Here is a 15,831-nt window from a genome sequence, read left to right as displayed (position 1 = left end):
CGGGGTGCGCGCCATGGAGCGGAGCGAGCGGGTCGTCGTGGTCGTCTACGACGCGGTGCGGCTCCTGGACGTGACCGGGCCGCTCGAGGTGTTCGGGATGGCCAACGAGCACGGCGCGCGGTACGAGCTGCTCACCGCGTCGCCGGGCGGCACCGACGTGCGCACCACCACCGGCACGCGCCTCGGTGCCGACGTGGCGCTCGAGGACGTTGACGTCGAGGGCGGCACGCTCGTGGTGCCGGGCAGCCCGAACTGGCAGATCACCGTGACCGACGAGCACCTGCTCGACGAGGTCCGCCGCCTGTCCCGCCAGGCGCGGCGCACCGCGTCGGTGTGCGCGGGCGCCTTTACGCTCGCGGCCGCGGGCCTGCTGGAGGGTCGCCGCGCGGCCACCCACTGGGAGCTCGCTGACCAGCTCGCGCGTCGCTACCCGGGCGTCGAGGTGGACTGCGAAGCGATCTTCGTGCGCGACGGTCCGGTGATCACCTCGGCCGGCGTCACCTCCGGCATCGACCTGTCGCTCGCCCTCGTGGAGGAGGACCTCGGCTCCGAGGCCGCGCGGCTCGTCGCGAAGCACCTCGTGGTGTTCCTGCAGCGGCCCGGCGGGCAGTCGCAGTTCAGCGTGCGCCTGGCCGCCCAGCCCGCCCGCAACGACCTGCTGCGCGGGATCATGGACCGCATCACCGCCGACCCTTCGGCCGACCACAGCCTGTCGCTGCTGGCCGACGACGCGGGCGTCAGCGTCCGCCATCTCACGCGGCTGTTCCGCGACCAGATGGGCACCTCGGTCGCCCGGTTCGTGGAGAGCACGCGCCTGGAGGCGGCGCAGCAGCTGCTGGAGACGGGCACGGACCCGCTCGACGTGGTCGCGCGCCGCACGGGCTTCGGCTCGGCGGAGACGCTGCGCCGGGTGTTCACGCGTGAGCTGGGGGTGCCGCCGAGCGCCTACCGCGCGCGCTTCCGCACCACGGGCACACCGGCGCTGGCCGGTGCGGGTCGGTAGGTCAGGCGGGCACCGCTCAAGACGTCGAGACGACCGGAACCCAGATGCGTTCCAGAGCCGCGGCGCGGGCGCGGCGGCGGAGGCCGGCGAAGCTGTGCTGGGCGGGGACGAGCAGGGCGCTGAGCCACGTTCGCCGGTATTCGGCGAGGGCTTCCGCCACGGGGCGGTAGCCGACGCAGTGCACCAGTCCCGGCGTTCCGAGCCGGTGCTTCCCGACGTGCTTTTCCGCCATCGTTCCTCCGTGTGGGCGACCCTTCCGCCGCGCACGGTACGCAATCGCGCCGGTAAATCCGCGGAGCCGCCCGGCGTGTCACCCGGATCAGTCAGCGAGTTCCGGACAATGTTCTTGATTTTCGACTGGGGGTGTGCGTGTACCCGTGCGAGTGCACGTGCAGGGCTCTGACGTCCCCTGATCGGGTGGCGCCCGGGTCTGGCTAGGGTGAGGTCATGCTGCGAGTGGGTCTGACGGGCGGGATCGGCGCGGGGAAATCGACGGTGGCGAACCGGTTCGCGGAACACGGCGCCGTGCTGGTGGACTCCGACCGGATCGCGCGCGAGGTGGTGGAGCCGGGCACGCCCGGGCTGGCGGCCTTGGCGGAGGCGTTCGGCGAGGACATCCTCGCCGCCGACGGGTCGCTCGACCGGCCGGCGCTGGCCGCGAGGGCGTTCGCCGACGACGAGTCGCGCAAGCGCCTCAACGGGATCGTGCACCCGCTGGTCGGCAGGCGGACGGCCGAGCTGATGGCCGAGGCCGCCGACGACGCGGTGATCATCCACGACATCCCGCTGCTCGTGGAGGGCAACCTGGCGCCGGCGTACCACCTCGTGGTGATCGTCGACGCGCCCGTGGAGGTCCGCGTGCGCCGGCTCGTGGAGGTGCGCGGCATGGCGGAGGCCGACGCACGGGCGCGGATCCGCGCGCAGGCCAGCGACGAGCAGCGCCGCGCGGTCGCCGACGTCTGGCTCGACAACGGCGGCGCGCAGGACGCCGTGCTCGCCGAGGTCGACGCGCTGTGGGCCGACCGGCTCGTGCCGTACGAGGCCAACCTGCGGCTGCGCAAGCCGCGTCCGCCGATGTCGCCGATGATCGCGCCGTCCGACCCGACGTGGCCGCTGCAGGCCGAACGCCGGCTCGCGCGCCTGCGGCAGATCGCGGGGGAGCGCCTGCTGCGCGCCGACCACATCGGCTCCACCGCCGTACCCGGGCTGCCCGCCAAGGACGTCCTCGACCTGCAGCTCACGGTCCCCACGCTGGCCGACGCCGACGCGCTCGCCGAGCCTCTGGCCGACGCCGGCTTCCCTCGTCTGGAGGGCGACTGGTGGGACGACCCGCAGGACGGCTCGGCGTCACCGTGGCCGAAGCGCTTGCACGTGGGCGCCGACCCGAAGCGCCCGGTGAACCTGCACGTCCGCACGCCCGAGACGCCGGCGTGGCGCCTCGCGCTGCTGTTCCGCGACTGGATCCGCGCGAACCCGGCCGAGCGCGACGCGTACGCGGCGGTGAAGGAGCAGCTCGCGCGCGAGCACGCGGCCGACGGCACCGTCGCGCCGTACGCCGACGCCAAGCAGGGCTGGGTCAACGACGCGTTCACCCGCGCGGAGGTCTGGGCCGGGCAGACGTCGTGGCAGCCGTGAAAACCGGGTGCGCGGCCGGTGGCGGCGCTGTTAGCGTCGCCGGCATGCAGCGCTCGGCCAGCACGACGACGCCGGACACCGTCCCGGCGCGCTGAAACCTGAGCGAACCAAGCCCCGGGGTGGTCACCCCGGGGCTTCGTCGTGTCCCCGGGTGCCCGCCTCGGCCGTCCACGAGGAGACCCCGATGCCCGACCACCGCAGGATCGGCCGTGAGCTCGGCCTGTTCGGCACCGACCCGCTGCTCGGCGCCGGTCTGCCCTACCTGCTGCCCGACGGTGCCGTGATCCGGCACGAGCTGGAGGAGTACGTCCGCGACGTCGAGCGCCGCGCGGGCTACCGCCACGTGTACTCGCCGGTGCTCGGCAAACGCGAGCTGTACGAGATCTCCGGGCACTGGGCGCACTACCGCGACGACATGTTCCCGCCGCTGGACGTGGGCGGCGAGCAGCTCGTGCTGCGGCCCAGCCTGTGCCCGCACCACGCGCTGATCTACCGCTCCCGGTCACGCAGTCACCGCGAGCTGCCGCTGCGGATCGCCGAGCTGGGCGGGATGTACCGGGCGGAGCTGTCCGGGGTGCTCAGTGGGCTCGGCCGCGTGCGCGCCATCCAGCTCAACGACGCCCACCTGTTCTGCTGCCTCGACCAGGTCGCCGACGAGGCCCGCGGCGCGCTGGAGCTCATCCGCCGCGTCCACGCGGACCTCGGGCTGCGTCCGGCGCGCTACCGGCTCTCGCTCGCCGGCGGCTCGGGGGACTACGTGGGTTCCGCCCAACACTGGGCGCGTGCCGAAGCGCTGCTCGTCGAGGCGCTGGACGGCTTCGACTACGACGTGGCGCCGGGCGAAGCGGCGTTCTACGGCCCGAAGATCGACGTCCAGGTCATCGACAGCGCCGGGCGCTCGGCCACCCTCTCCACCGTCCAGGTCGACTTCCACCAGCCCGAGCGGTTCGACCTCGGCTACGTCGGCCCCGACGGCGCCGTCCACCGGCCCGTGCTGGTGCACCGCAGCCTGCTCGGCAGCCTGGAACGCGCGATGGCTCAGCTGCTCGAAGAGCACGGCGGCGCCTTGCCGCCGTGGCTCGCGCCGGTGCAGGTGGTGGTGCTGCCGGTGTCCGACGCCGAGCTCTCGCAGGCCGACGCGCTCGTGCGGCGCGGTCAAGCAGCCGGTCTTCGGGTGGAGCTCGCCGCACCCGATCGCGGAAGCCTCGGTGCCCGGGTCCGGGACCACCGGCTCGTGCCGTACCAGGCGGTGATCGGCGCCCGGGAGGCTGAGTCCGACCTCGTCGCACCCCGGCTGCGTGATGCCCGGCGCCTGGATCCCTTGCCCGCGGCGGAGTTCGTGGCCGCGGTCGCGGAGCGAGTCGCGGCCCGTGGCGCGGTGCTCTGGCCCTGACGCCTCAGCCGAGCGGGTTCGCCGCGATCCGGCCCTCGATGCCGTGTGCGACGGCCCCGCCGGCGGCGCTGTCCGGCTTGCGCGCCGCCTGGTCTTCGAAGCACGCCAGGAACTCCGGGCCGAAGTCCAGCCGCGGGTAGCGGGTGAGGGCCTCCGCCCGCACCTCGAGCGGGAACTCCTCCGGGCGGCTGCCGGAGACGTCCCAGCTCGTGGCGACCTGGAGCAGGTGGGATTCGGGGTCGGCACTCGCGGGCACGTCGGCGCGCATGTGCAGCACGATGATCTCCTCGACGCGTGCGGCGCGGTCCACCGACCATCCCGCGGCGGCCCCGAACACCCACGCCAGGTGGCCGCCCGCGTCCTCGAACGGGAGGCGGTGGTTGTCGAACTCGGCGGTGAGCCCGAGGTCGTGCAGCAGCGCCGACACGTAGTAGAGCTCGTCGTCGAACGCGATCCCGTGGGCCGCCGCGTAGTGCGCGCCCCAGAGGTACGAGCGGACGGAGTGGTTGAGCAGGGCGGGCGAGCAGAACCGCGTGGCCACGGCCAGCGCGGCCGCGGCGGCGGGCGTCTCCGGGAACATGGGCTCAGCTTCGCACAGGAATCAGCTGCCGAGCAGGCCTCGTTCGAAGGCCACGGCGACCGCGGCGGCGCGGTCTTTCACGCCGAGCTTGGCGTACGCGTGGATCAGGTGCGTCTTCACCGTCGCCTCGCTGATGAAGAGCTTCTTCGCCGCGTCCTTGTTCGTGGAGCCGCGCGCGACGAGCGTGAGCACCTCGATCTCGCGCTGCGACAACGGTTCCTTCGCCGGCGCGCGCATCTGGCCCATGAGCCGGCTCGCGACGGCGGGGGAGAGCACGGCCTCGCCGCGGGCGGCCGCGCGCACGGCGCGGAAGAGCTCTTCGCGCGGCGCGTCCTTGAGCAGGTAGCCCGTGGCGCCGGCCTCGATGGCGGGCAGGACGTCCGAGTCGGTGTCGTACGTGGTCAGGACCAGCACGTGCGCCGGGTTGCCGAGGCGGGCGAGCTCGGTGATGGCGGAGACGCCGTCGGTGCCCGGCATGCGCAGGTCCATCAGCACGACGTCGGGTTTGAGCGACGCCGCGAGCGTCACGGCCTCGGCGCCGTTCGCGGCTTCGCCGAGCACCTCGAAACCGTGCTCGCCGGTGAAGATGCCGCGCAGGCCGTCGCGGACGATGGGGTGGTCGTCGGCGATGAGCAGCGTGACGGTCATGCTGACGCCCCCTGGTGGTCGATCCCGCCGTCTTTCAGCCCGCCCAGTGTGGCAGCCGGGACGGCGGGCAGGTTCACCGAGATCGCCGTGCCGCCACCGGGTTCCGACTCCACGTGCAGCGTGCCCGCGAGCCGTTGCACGCGGCTTCGCATCCCGGGCAGCCCGAAGCCGCCTTCGCTCGGGGGCGGGTTGTCGGGGTCGAAGCCGACGCCGTCGTCGACCACATCGAGCGTGACCTCGTCGCCCATGTACGACAGCGTGAGCCCCACCCGGCCGGCCTCGGCGTGTTTGGCCACATTGGACAGTGCCTCCTGCGTGATCCGCAGCAGTGTCGCCTCGATCTCGGGGTGCAGCGCCTCGGCCGTGCCCGTGGTCGAGAACCCGGCGGGCACCGCCGTGCGCTCGCTCCACAGCCGCGCCACCTCGGCGAGCGCGTCGGGCAGCGTCGCCGACTCCAGCGGCTCCGGCCGCAGCGCGTGCACGGACCGCCGCGCCGCCGTCAGGTTCTCGCGCGCGAGCGCCTTCGCGGTGTCGAGGTGCCGTTGCCACTCGGCGGGGTTTTCCCGGGCCTGCGCGGCGGCTTCGAGCTGCGTGATGATCCCGGTGAAGCCCTGGGCGAGCGTGTCGTGGATTTCCTGGCTCAGCCGCTGCCGCTCGTCGAGCACCCCGGCCTCGCGCGCCTGGATGAGCAATTGCCGTTGCAGGCCCCGGTTTTCGGCCTCGGCGGCGGCGAGCTGGTCGAGTGCCCGCTTGCGTTCCGCACTCTGCCGGCCGACGGCCGCGAACACCGCGCCGCCACCGCCGATCGCGGCCGTCTGCACGATCACCAGCGTCACCCAGATCGCCGGGGCCGTGGCCAGCGCCTCGATCGGGCCGCCGTTGGCGACGGTGTTGATGAGCAGCGACGTGATGGCCACGCCGAGGATCGACATCACCAACGGCCGCATCCGCATGGCCGCGAAGAAGCCGTGCACCATGAAGATGAGGAAGTACGTCTCGCGCGCTTCGAGCGCGGAACCGAAACTCACGACGCCCGCGAAGCTCAGCGCCGCGAAGGCAGCGTTCTCGCGTAGCTTGTCGCCGGGCAGCTTGTGGGTCAGCAGGAGCCACACCGCGGCGCCGGCGGCGATCGCGAGCGTGGTGAGCCGGTGGGCGCCCGTCTGGTCGATGCGCAGCAGGCTCAGCACGGTGGGGATCGCCAGCAGCACGAACGGGGCGGTCGTCTCGGCGCGGTTGAACCACGAATGCCACCGCAGCGGCGGATCCCCTTCGCGCGGTGACAGGGGCGCCAGGAGCGAGCCCCGCCAGTCGAGCTTCACGTCCCGCACGTCCTCCGGCTTCATGCCTTCAGATCTTTCACCTGAGGCCAGATCACCGGCCAGCTTTCGGTGCGACCGGTGAGCAGCCAGATCGGCAGGTGCTCGCTCGCGTTGAGCACGCCCAGGCGGTTCTGCACCGAGCCCACGACGCGGGCGTCGCGGAAGTGCGGCGCGAGCTTCGCCGGGTCGGCGCCGACGAACAGCACCGTGTCGGCGTCGACCGAGTTCTCGCCCGGCCGCCCGAAGTACCAGAAGCCGCGGCTGCCGCTGTACGCCTGGGGCAGACCGGCTTCCGGGCCGTAGCGGTCGAGCGCGCCGGCCTGCCAGTAGCCCGCGGTCACGAGCGCGGTGTGGGCGCGCTGCTCGGGCGGCAGCAGCCGGTAGACGTCCGCGACGGAGCCGGCCAGGTCCGGCCAGCCGACCTCTTCGGTCGCGTACGCGGGATGCGGTGCGTCGGGGTGCTCCACGAGCCACTGCACCGGCCACACCGGCAGCGCGTACGGGAGGCTGTAGAGCGCGGAAAGCACGAAGACCGGCCACGTCGGCACCCACCGCCACCACAGCGCGGGGCGGCGGTCCTGCAGGTGCACGGCCGCGGCGGCCCACAGGATCGGGAACATGCCGGCGGCGTAGTAGAACCGGCCGTTGGCCACGAGGAACACCGCGACCACGCCGATCGCCGTCCAGCCGAGGAACCGGTACGGCCGCAGGCTTCGCGCGGCGAGCAGCACACCGAGGCCGTAGCAGACGCCGAGGGCGCCGATGACGAGCCCGGCGCCGGCGAGCAGGCCCGGCAGGAACTCGGTGCGGCCGCCGCCTTCGGTGACTTCGCGCGAGACCGCGTCGCCCATGCCCAGCTGCGGCCAGCCGTTGAGCGACTGCCACAGCAACGTCGGCACGCAGGCGAGCGCCGCGATCCCCGCTCCTGCCCAGAGTTTGGGCCGGCGCAGCAGGTCGCGCGGGCCGAAGACGAGCGCCGTCACGGCGGTGATCGCCCAGAACGCGCCGATGAGGAACTTGACGTTCAGCGCGACCGCGGTGACCAGGCCCAGCCACAGCAGGAGGTTGTCGTCTCGGGTGCGCAGCCAGCGCACGAGCAGCCACAGCACGAGCGTCCACAGCAGCGGGTCGACGGTCGACGTGGCGAGGTAGTGGCCGCTGCCCACGAACTGGCCGCAGATCGCGAACGCGGCCGCGGCTCGGGTCTGCGCCTTGCGGCGGCCGCCGAGCTCGCGCGCGATCAGAGCGGTCACCACGACCCCGGCGGCGGTGGCGAGGATCGCCGGGATCCGGAACACGACGAGCGAGCCCGGCGCGATCGCGTTCATCAGTGCGGCGAGCAGGGGCAGAACCGGCGGCTGGTCGGCGTACCCGAACGACAGGTGCTTGCCGGCGGCGAGGAAGTACAGCTCGTCGCCGAAGTAGCCGTAGCGGCCAGCCGTGGCCAGCAGGACCGCCGCGGTCCCGGCCGCGAGCAGCGTCACCGGACGCCGCGCGAACTCGGCGACGGCCACGTCCGGCCTGGTGGGCGCGCCTGCCGTGGTCACGGCTTCCATCGTGCTCCCTGTCCTCGGTCGGGCAAGTCATCGGTCGGGCAAGTCGGTCGGGCACCGTCACTTGGTCGGGCACAGTCGCCGGGTCGGGCCTGTTGCGCGGCACCCTACGGGCCGGGGCCCGGCGCCACCGGCTGGTGTGTGGCGCCGGGCACACCCCGGGGTCAGTTGTGCGTGTTCACCAGGTGCGGCCAGATCTGCTGCCACGGCTGCAGGCGCCCGGTGGCGAGCCACAGCGGCGTGTCGTCGGCGACGCTCGGCAGGGCCGTGCCGGTGTCGACCTTCCCGATCCGGTGCAGGTCGGCGAAGTGGCCGAGCAGCGGCTGCGGGTCCGCGCCGATGAACAGCACGCTGGTGTCGGAGTCCGGCGGCACGACGAGCGTCGCGTAGCCGCGGTTCGGGCTGGCGGGCTCGGGCAGGCCGAGCGGGCGGCCGTAGTGGTCGAGCGCGCCGGCCGACCAGTAGGACTCGCCGACGAGGGCCGTGTGCGCCGGGTCGGGCAGCTTCGCGAACTGGTTCGCCACCGAGCGCGTGGCCTCCGGCCAGCCGATCTCGGCGAACGCGAACGTCGGCGAGGGCAGGTTCGGGTTCGCCACGAGCCACGGTTGCGGCCACACCGGCAGGGAGATCGGCAGGGCCAGCAGTGCCGCGACGGCGTACACCGGCCAGGTCGCGAGCCAGCGCCACCAGCGCGAGGCCCGGCCGGTCTCCAGCTCGACGGCGGCCGCCGCCCAGCACGGGGCGAACATGCCGGCGATGTAGTAGGAGCGGCCGTTGACCGCGATGAACACCACGGCCAGGCCGAGCGTGGTCCACGCCAGGAAGCGGTACGGCCGCAGCTGCGGCGAGCGCAGCAGGCGCCACACGCCGTAGCAGAGCAGCGCGATCCCGATCGGGAACCCGGCGGTGAGCAGCGCCGAAGGCAGCCACAGCAGGCGCCCGCCCCAGGTCTGCTGCACCTCGGCCGAGATCGCCTCGCCCATGCCGAGCTGCGGCCAGCCGTGCGTGGCCTGCCAGATCAGCGTCGGGACCAGCGCCGCCACCGAGATGGCCGCGCCGACCCACAGCTTCGGCCGGCGCAGCAGCTCGCGCGGCCCGAAGACCAGCAGGGCGACGATCGCGACGGCCCAGAAGCCGCCGATCAGGAACTTCACGTACAGCGCCACCGCCGTGACCACGCCGGCCCACAACAGCAGGTTGTCGCCGCGGGTGCGGATCCAGCGGATGAGCAGCCAGATCACCACGGTCCACAGGAACGGGTCCAGCGTCGAGGTGGCCAGGTAGTGGCCCGAAGCGATGAACTGCGTACTGACCGCGCACGTCGCCGCGGTCAGCGTCTGGGCCTTCGCGCGGCCGCCCAGCTCGCGGGCGATGAGCGCGGCGAACACCACCGACGCGACCATCGCGAGCATCGCCGGGAGCCGCAGCACGAACACCGAACCCGGGGCGATCGTGTCCATGGCGCGCGCGATCAGGGGCAGCATCGGCGGCTGGTCCACATAACCCCAGGCCAGGTGCCTGCCGGCGGCGAGGAAGTAGAGCTCGTCGCCCATGTAGCCGTAGCGGCTCGCGGTGAGCAGCAGCGCCACGCCGAGCAAGCCGGCGAGCACGAACACCGGGACCCGGGCGAACGGGGCGGCCACGCGCTGGGCGGCCGGCAGCGTCGTCACGGACATGGTCACTCCCACCGGAAGGTGCGGGCCGCGATCGCCGAGCAGACCACGGCGAAGGCGACGAGCGAACCGAGCTGCAGCAGCTCGGGCGAGTTCCCCGCGGCCGCTTCGCGCAGGCCGTTGATCGTCGCGCCGAGCGGGAGGACGTCGGCCACGTGCTGCAGCACCGGAGGCAGCTGCTCCTTCGGCACCCAGACGCCCCCGAGCGCGAGCATCGGGAAGAACGCCGCGGCACCGATGCCGCTGGCCGCGCGGTTGGTGGGCGCGAGCGCCGCGATCAGCGTGCCGACGGAGAACAACGCCAGCGCGCCGAGCACCATCACGAGCAGGAACCCGCCGAGGTTCTCCGGCAGCGCCATCCCGAGCGCGATCCTGCCCACCCCGAGGACGAGCAGGATCGCGACCGCGGCGGCGGCGAGGTTCACCAGCAGCTGCGCGGCGAGCAGCCGTCGGGGTGGCACCGGGCTCGCGGACAGGCGCTTGAGCACGCCCTTCTCGCGGTAAGTGGCCACGGCGGCCGGGAACATCATCACCGCGAGCATCGCGATGAGGATCGCCACGGCCATCGGCGCGATCAGGGTCGGCAGCGGCGCGTGCCCGCCGAACTCGGCGCTGGGCTTGCCCGAACCCGGCATCAGGCCGAACACGAGCAGCAGTGCGAGCGGGATGCCGACCACGGTGACGGGTGCCGCCGGGTCACGCAGGAACAGCTTCGCCTCGACGGTGGTCATCTTCGTGAGCATGGCTTCGAGTCCCCTCAGTCCAGTTTCCGGCCGGTCAGCGCGACGAACGCGTCGTCGAGGTTCGCCTGCTCCACGCGCAGGTCGCCCGCGAGCACCTGCTTGCGGGCGAGGAACGACGTCACGGTCTGCAGCGCGCTGGCGCGCCCCGTGACCACGAGCTGCGAGCCGTGGCGCTCGACCTCGAGCACGTCGGGCAGCGCCTTCAGCTGTGCGAGCTCGACCGGCGCCGACGGGCGGAACCGGATGCGCTGCTCGTCGCCGACCTGGCGGACCAGCCCGGCGGGCGTGTCGATGGCGACCACCCGGCCCGAGTCGATCACGGCGATGCGGTCGCAGAGGCGCTCGGCCTCGTCCATGAAGTGGGTGACGAGCACGACCGTCACGCCCTCGTCGCGCACCGCCTCGACCAGGTCCCAGGTGTCACGGCGGGCCTGCGGGTCGAGGCCCGTGGTGAGCTCGTCGAGCACCGCGATCTCGGGGCTGCCGACGAGCGCGAGCGCGATCGACAAACGCTGCTGCTGCCCGCCCGAGAGCTTCTTGTAGGCGGTGTCGCGCTGGTGCGTGAGCCCGAGCAGGCCGAGCAGCCGCTCGGTGTCGGCCGGCTTGCGGTAGAAGGACGAGTAAAGCTCCAGCGCCTCGCTCACGCGCAGCCGTTCGGGCAGCCGGCTCTCCTGCAGCTGCACGCCCAGGCGCTGGCGCAGCTCGTGGCGCTCGCGCCGCGGGTCGAGCCCGAGCACCGACAGCGTGCCGCCGTCGGGCGTGCGCAGGCCTTCCAGGCACTCGACCGTGGTGGTCTTGCCCGCGCCGTTCGGGCCGAGGATCCCGAAGATCTCGCCCGGCTCGACGGTGAACGACACGTCGTCCACCGCCACCTTGTCCCCGTAGGTCTTGTGGAGGTGCTGGACCTCGATCACCGGCATGTCCGCCGTCCCCTCTCGAGCTCTTCTTCCGTCGTGAAAAAGAGTCCCGTGGGGAAGGGGTGCGGCGGATCGCCGGAACGGCCAGATCCGGCATCCACCGCCAGGCGGCGGGCATCCACCGATCGGTGGACCCGGTGGCCCTTAGGGGTGCCGGCGCCAGGTCGCGGTGATGTCCTTTGTGGACAGCCAGGCCGCGAGGTCGTAGCCGTGCGCGGCCAGCCCTTCCACGGTGGCGTAGGCGGTTTCGAGCGCGTACTCGCCTTCGGTCTGGGGCAGCAGGCCTGCCGAGACGGCGGCGAGCAGCTCGTCGGAGTCGATCACCCGCACGGAGACCTTGTCCTTGAGCACGAGGTCGAGGTAGAGGTCCGTGGACAACCACCGGGTGCCCTCGCGGCGCACGCGCACCACGTCGAGGTAGAACGTCTGGTCGCGTTCGTGGCCGGGGTTGAACCAGAAGTCGGTGATCCGCAGGCCGAGGTCGGGCAACAGCCAGGACTCCAGGTAGCGGAACTGGGCGCGCCCCGGCGTCGGGCGCGCGAGGTACAGCCCGAACGGCTCGGTCCGGAACTCCTCCACCTGCCGCTCGATGCCCTTGGGGTCCACGTTGACGCCGGCGGCCGGGTCGAAGCTCTCCACCTTCGGCGGGTGCACGTCGGTCATCCGCCCATCCTGCCGGGCGCGGGGCGATCCGAGCGGTTCGCCGGGGCCGGTGTCCGCGAAATCCACCCGGTTGCCGGGGGCGGTCACGGCTCGGCCACTTCCGCACCGGATGTCCGGTTCGCCGGTTGCGTTGACCCGGACCTGGGGAGGGATCGTGTTCGGAATCATCCGGCCGTGCCGGCACCGGCTGTCCGCGCGGCTGCACGCCGACTGGTTCGCGCACCTGTGCGGGCTGTGCCTCGCGTTGCGACGAGCACGGGCACCTCGCGCGGGTCGTGACGAACTACGACTCGCTGGTGATCTCCGCTCTCGTGGAGGCGCAGGCCGCGGGCCGGCGCCGGCCCGCGGGGCCGTGTGCGTTACGCGGGATGCGTTCGGCGTCCGTAGCGCGAGGCGAAGGGGCGCAGCTCGCCGCGGCCGTGTCGCTGGTGCTGGCCTCGGCCAAGGTCGAGGACCACGTGGCCGACGGCGACGGTGCCCTCGGCCGAGGTGCGTTGCGGACACCGGCGAAGAAGCTCGCGGCCCGGTGGTCCGCGCAGGGCGCCCGCACCGGCGCGCGCATCGGCTTCGACACGTCGGTCCTGGTGGCCGCGGTTTCGCGGCAGAGCGCACTGGAGGACGAGGTGACCGCGGGCGACTCGCTGCTGCTGGTCACCGGGCCGGCCGAGGCGGCCGCGTCGGCGGCGTTCGCGCAGACGGCGGTGCTGGCGGGGCGCCCCGGCAACGTGGCGCCGCTCGCCGAGGCCGGACGCCTGTTCGGGCGGGTAGCGCACCTGCTCGACGCGGTGGAGGACCAGCCCGCGGACGACGCGGCGGGGAGCTGGAACCCGTTGACGGTCACGGGAACGGCGCTCGCCGAGGCGCGGCGGCTCGCCGTGGACGCGGTGCTCGGAGTCGAGCTCGCGGTGCGGGAGGCGTCGTTCGCGCAGCCGGAGCTGGTCCACGCGTTGCTGGTGCACGAGTTGCGCCAGGCCGTGAACCGGGCGTTCGGGCACCGGCAGGAGCCGCCGCCCGGATGGCTCGGGCCGGGACCGGTGCCGCCCGGGGTGCCGCCCGCTCCGGCCGGTCACCCCGCGTGGGGGCCGCACTCGTCGGTGCCTCCGCCGCCGCCTCCGCCGAAGCCTCCGAAGAAGAAGCGCAAGCCGGGGGAAGGGCCCGAGGACGGCGACGGCGGTGGCTGCTGGGTGCCGAGGTTTGCCGTGCCGCCCCGGCCGCGCGGGTTCTTCGAGGGCTGCGCGGTCGCGACCTACATGTGCTGCAGCTGCCAGTTCTGCTGCCGGGACCCGTTCCCGGGCCCGTGGAGCGGCAAGGTGCGGCAGAACCACTGCGATTGCGACCCGTGCGTGCTGCTCTGCGCCTGCTGCGACGGTTGCTGAACGGGGTTCCGGCCCAGGTCAGCGGGCCTGTGGTGGCGCCTCGGCTGAAAACTGTCGGTGGGTCGGCCTACTCTGGTGGACGTGGCTTTCGCAACCGAACACCCCGTCCTCGCGCAGTCCGACTTCCGGCCGGTTTCCGACGTCCCCCGTTCCGGCGGCCGGTTCGAAGTGATCAGCGAGTACACGCCCGCCGGCGACCAGCCGGCGGCCATCGACGAGCTCGAACGCCGGGTCAAGGCGGGCGAGAAGGACGTCGTGCTGCTGGGCGCCACCGGTACGGGCAAGTCGGCCACCACCGCGTGGCTGATCGAGCGCGTGCAGCGGCCCACGCTGGTCATGGCGCCGAACAAGACCCTGGCCGCGCAGCTGGCCAACGAGCTGCGGGAACTCTTCCCGAACAACGCGGTCGAGTACTTCGTCAGCTACTACGACTACTACCAGCCCGAGGCGTACATCGCGCAGACGGACACCTACATCGAGAAGGACTCGTCGATCAACGACGACGTCGAGCGGCTGCGCCACTCGGCCACGATGAACCTGCTCTCGCGCCGCGACGTGATCGTGGTGGCCAGTGTGTCCTGCATCTACGGCCTGGGCACCCCGCAGTCCTACCTCGACCGCTCGACCAAGCTCGCGGTCGGTGCGCAGGTGGACCGCGACGTGCTGCTGCGCGCGCTGGTCGACGTGCAGTACACGCGCAACGACATCGCGTTCGCGCGCGGCACCTTCCGCGCGCGGGGCGACACGGTGGAGATCATCCCGGCGTACGAGGAGCTGGCGATCCGCGTCGAGTTCTTCGGCGACGAGATCGAGAAGCTCTACTACCTGCACCCGCTGACCGGCGACATCGTGCGTGAGGTCGACGAGGTGCGGATCTTCCCGGCCACGCACTACGTCGCGGGGCCGGAGCGCATGGAGAAGGCGATCAAGGGCATCGAGGCGGAGCTGGAACAGCGCCTCGCCGAGCTGGAGAAGCAGGGCAAGCTGCTGGAGGCGCAGCGGCTGCGCATGCGCACGGCCTACGACATCGAGATGATGCGCCAGGTCGGGTTCTGCTCCGGCATCGAGAACTACTCGCGCCACATCGACGGCCGCGAGGCCGGGTCCGCGCCCGCGACGCTGATCGACTACTTCCCGGACGACTTCCTGCTCGTGATCGACGAGTCGCACCAGACCGTGCCGCAGATCGGCGGCATGTTCGAGGGCGACATGTCGCGCAAGCGCAACCTCGTCGACTACGGGTTCCGGCTGCCGAGCGCGGTCGACAACCGGCCGCTGACGTGGGAGGAGTTCTCCGACCGCATCGGGCAGACGGTGTACCTGTCGGCCACGCCGGGCCCGTACGAGATGGGCCAGACCGGCGGCGAGTTCGTCGAGCAGGTCATCCGCCCGACCGGCCTGGTCGACCCGAAGGTCGTCGTGAAGCCCACCGAGGGCCAGATCGACGACCTGGTGCACGAGATCCGCGAGCGCGCCGAGAAGGACGAGCGGGTGCTGGTCACCACGCTCACCAAGAAGATGGCCGAGGACCTCACCGACTACCTGCTGGAGCTCGGCATCCGCGTGCGGTACCTGCACTCGGAGGTCGACACGCTGCGCCGCGTCGAGCTGCTGCGCCAGCTGCGCGCGGGCGACTTCGACGTGCTGGTCGGCATCAACCTGCTGCGCGAGGGCCTCGACCTGCCGGAGGTGTCGCTGGTGGCGATCCTCGACGCGGACAAGGAAGGCTTCCTGCGCAGTGGCACTTCGCTGATCCAGACGATCGGCCGCGCGGCGCGAAACGTCTCCGGTGAGGTCCACATGTACGCGGACAAGATCACCGACTCGATGCAGCACGCCATCGACGAGACCGACCGCCGCCGCGCCAAGCAGGTCGAATACAACGAGGAACGCGGCGTCGACCCGCAGCCGCTGCGCAAGAAGATCGCCGACATCCTCGACCGCGTCTACAGCGAAGCCGACGACTCCGACCAGGCCGTCGCCGTCGGCGGCTCGGGTCGCAACACCTCGCGCGGCAAGAAACCCGAACAGGGCGACCGCGTCCGCAGCTCCGGCATGCTCGTGGACAAGGACGTGTCGGGCATGCCGCGCGCCGAGCTGGCCGACCTCATCCAGCAGATGACCGACCAGATGATGCAGGCCGCCCGCGACCTGCAGTTCGAACTCGCCGCCCGCCTGCGCGACGAGGTGTCGGACCTGAAGAAGGAACTCCGCGGCATGGACGCGGCCGGCATCCGCTGACGCCTTCCGGCGGTCCGCTGCCCTTCGGGTGCGGCGGGCCGCGGGGAAGGCCGCCCCGGGCCGCGGGCGGAGGCGCGACTGCTTCGG

General features: G+C 72.6%; 13 protein-coding genes and 1 pseudogene. 5 read left to right on the top strand and 9 right to left on the bottom strand.

Translation table 11 applies throughout. From position 1 onward, the window contains the following. The first annotated feature begins 4 nt into the window (after nt 1–4). Complete coding sequence (locus tag ACQPXB_RS30195) at nt 5–1,003, top strand: GlxA family transcriptional regulator (protein WP_432845274.1); 999 nt, start codon at nt 5–7, stop codon at nt 1,001–1,003. Between the two features lie 16 nt (nt 1,004–1,019). On the opposite strand, the gene ACQPXB_RS30190 is transcribed toward ACQPXB_RS30195, so the two are convergent. Continuing rightward, on the bottom strand, nt 1,020–1,235 hold the full coding sequence (locus ACQPXB_RS30190; protein WP_220242033.1) for a hypothetical protein: 216 nt from the start codon (nt 1,233–1,235) through the stop codon (nt 1,020–1,022). A gap of 215 nt (nt 1,236–1,450) precedes the next feature. On the opposite strand from ACQPXB_RS30190, the gene coaE reads away from it, so the two are divergent. Both coaE and thrS read left to right on the top strand, forming a co-directional pair. Next, entirely contained in the window at nt 1,451–2,638 is a 1,188-nt protein-coding gene (coaE, locus tag ACQPXB_RS30185) for a dephospho-CoA kinase (RefSeq protein ID WP_432845273.1), read from the top strand. 151 nt (nt 2,639–2,789) lie between these two features. Then, complete coding sequence (gene thrS / locus ACQPXB_RS30180; RefSeq protein ID WP_432845272.1) at nt 2,790–4,031, top strand: threonine--tRNA ligase; 1,242 nt, start codon at nt 2,790–2,792, stop codon at nt 4,029–4,031. A 4-nt stretch (nt 4,032–4,035) separates the two neighbouring features. Here the strand turns inward: thrS and ACQPXB_RS30175 are convergent, their stop codons facing one another. From ACQPXB_RS30175 to ACQPXB_RS30140, 8 genes are all read right to left on the bottom strand, one after another. After that, nucleotides 4,036–4,611, bottom strand: coding sequence for an HD domain-containing protein (locus tag ACQPXB_RS30175; RefSeq protein ID WP_386949639.1), 576 nt, complete (start codon nt 4,609–4,611; stop codon nt 4,036–4,038). A gap of 21 nt (nt 4,612–4,632) precedes the next feature. Next, the gene (locus tag ACQPXB_RS30170; protein ID WP_432845271.1) at nt 4,633–5,259 is read right to left on the bottom strand and encodes a response regulator; all 627 of its coding nucleotides are present in this window, start codon (nt 5,257–5,259) and stop codon (nt 4,633–4,635) included. Next, on the bottom strand, nt 5,256–6,602 hold the full coding sequence (locus tag ACQPXB_RS30165; RefSeq protein ID WP_432845270.1) for a sensor histidine kinase: 1,347 nt from the start codon (nt 6,600–6,602) through the stop codon (nt 5,256–5,258). The genes ACQPXB_RS30170 and ACQPXB_RS30165 overlap by 4 nt, the downstream gene beginning before the upstream one ends. Next, complete coding sequence (locus tag ACQPXB_RS30160) at nt 6,599–8,134, bottom strand: ArnT family glycosyltransferase (RefSeq protein ID WP_432845269.1); 1,536 nt, start codon at nt 8,132–8,134, stop codon at nt 6,599–6,601. The genes ACQPXB_RS30165 and ACQPXB_RS30160 overlap by 4 nt, the downstream gene beginning before the upstream one ends. Before the next feature lie 161 nt (nt 8,135–8,295). Further along, nucleotides 8,296–9,807 carry a glycosyltransferase family 39 protein gene (locus ACQPXB_RS30155; RefSeq protein ID WP_386949630.1) on the bottom strand — a complete coding sequence of 504 codons (1,512 nt, stop codon included), beginning with the start codon at nt 9,805–9,807 and terminating at the stop codon, nt 8,296–8,298. Between the two features lie 2 nt (nt 9,808–9,809). Next, complete coding sequence (locus ACQPXB_RS30150) at nt 9,810–10,535, bottom strand: ABC transporter permease (RefSeq protein ID WP_386949627.1); 726 nt, start codon at nt 10,533–10,535, stop codon at nt 9,810–9,812. A 26-nt stretch (nt 10,536–10,561) separates the two neighbouring features. Then, nucleotides 10,562–11,467 carry an ABC transporter ATP-binding protein gene (locus tag ACQPXB_RS30145; RefSeq protein WP_432845268.1) on the bottom strand — a complete coding sequence of 302 codons (906 nt, stop codon included), beginning with the start codon at nt 11,465–11,467 and terminating at the stop codon, nt 10,562–10,564. 141 nt (nt 11,468–11,608) lie between these two features. Continuing rightward, entirely contained in the window at nt 11,609–12,127 is a 519-nt protein-coding gene (locus tag ACQPXB_RS30140) for a DUF402 domain-containing protein (RefSeq protein ID WP_432845267.1), read from the bottom strand. 154 nt (nt 12,128–12,281) lie between these two features. Between ACQPXB_RS30140 and ACQPXB_RS30135 the strand changes: the two are divergent. Then, nucleotides 12,282–13,503: pseudogene (locus ACQPXB_RS30135) on the top strand (DUF5685 family protein). A gap of 81 nt (nt 13,504–13,584) precedes the next feature. Beyond that, complete coding sequence (gene uvrB / locus ACQPXB_RS30130) at nt 13,585–15,744, top strand: excinuclease ABC subunit UvrB (RefSeq protein WP_366581503.1); 2,160 nt, start codon at nt 13,585–13,587, stop codon at nt 15,742–15,744. Nucleotides 15,745–15,831 lie beyond the last annotated feature (87 nt).

This window comes from Amycolatopsis sp. CA-161197 (assembly GCF_050942255.1).
GTDB lineage: Bacteria > Actinomycetota > Actinomycetes > Mycobacteriales > Pseudonocardiaceae > Amycolatopsis.
Note: the sequence above shows the minus strand (reverse complement) of the source record. Positions and strands in the feature narration are given on the sequence as shown.

Excerpts from the sequence above, each read along its gene's own strand:
- ACQPXB_RS30190 (WP_220242033.1), bottom strand. The coding sequence starts at position 1,235 with ATGGCGGAAAAGCACGTCGGGAAGCACCGGCTCGGAACGCCGGGACTG.
- coaE (WP_432845273.1), top strand. The coding sequence starts at position 1,451 with ATGCTGCGAGTGGGTCTGACGGGCGGGATCGGCGCGGGGAAATCGACG.
- ACQPXB_RS30175 (WP_386949639.1), bottom strand. The coding sequence starts at position 4,611 with ATGTTCCCGGAGACGCCCGCCGCCGCGGCCGCGCTGGCCGTGGCCACG.
- ACQPXB_RS30170 (WP_432845271.1), bottom strand. The coding sequence starts at position 5,259 with ATGACCGTCACGCTGCTCATCGCCGACGACCACCCCATCGTCCGCGAC.
- ACQPXB_RS30165 (WP_432845270.1), bottom strand. The coding sequence starts at position 6,602 with ATGAAGCCGGAGGACGTGCGGGACGTGAAGCTCGACTGGCGGGGCTCG.
- ACQPXB_RS30160 (WP_432845269.1), bottom strand. The coding sequence starts at position 8,134 with ATGGAAGCCGTGACCACGGCAGGCGCGCCCACCAGGCCGGACGTGGCC.
- ACQPXB_RS30155 (WP_386949630.1), bottom strand. The coding sequence starts at position 9,807 with ATGTCCGTGACGACGCTGCCGGCCGCCCAGCGCGTGGCCGCCCCGTTC.
- ACQPXB_RS30150 (WP_386949627.1), bottom strand. The coding sequence starts at position 10,535 with ATGACCACCGTCGAGGCGAAGCTGTTCCTGCGTGACCCGGCGGCACCC.
- ACQPXB_RS30145 (WP_432845268.1), bottom strand. The coding sequence starts at position 11,467 with ATGCCGGTGATCGAGGTCCAGCACCTCCACAAGACCTACGGGGACAAG.
- ACQPXB_RS30140 (WP_432845267.1), bottom strand. The coding sequence starts at position 12,127 with ATGACCGACGTGCACCCGCCGAAGGTGGAGAGCTTCGACCCGGCCGCC.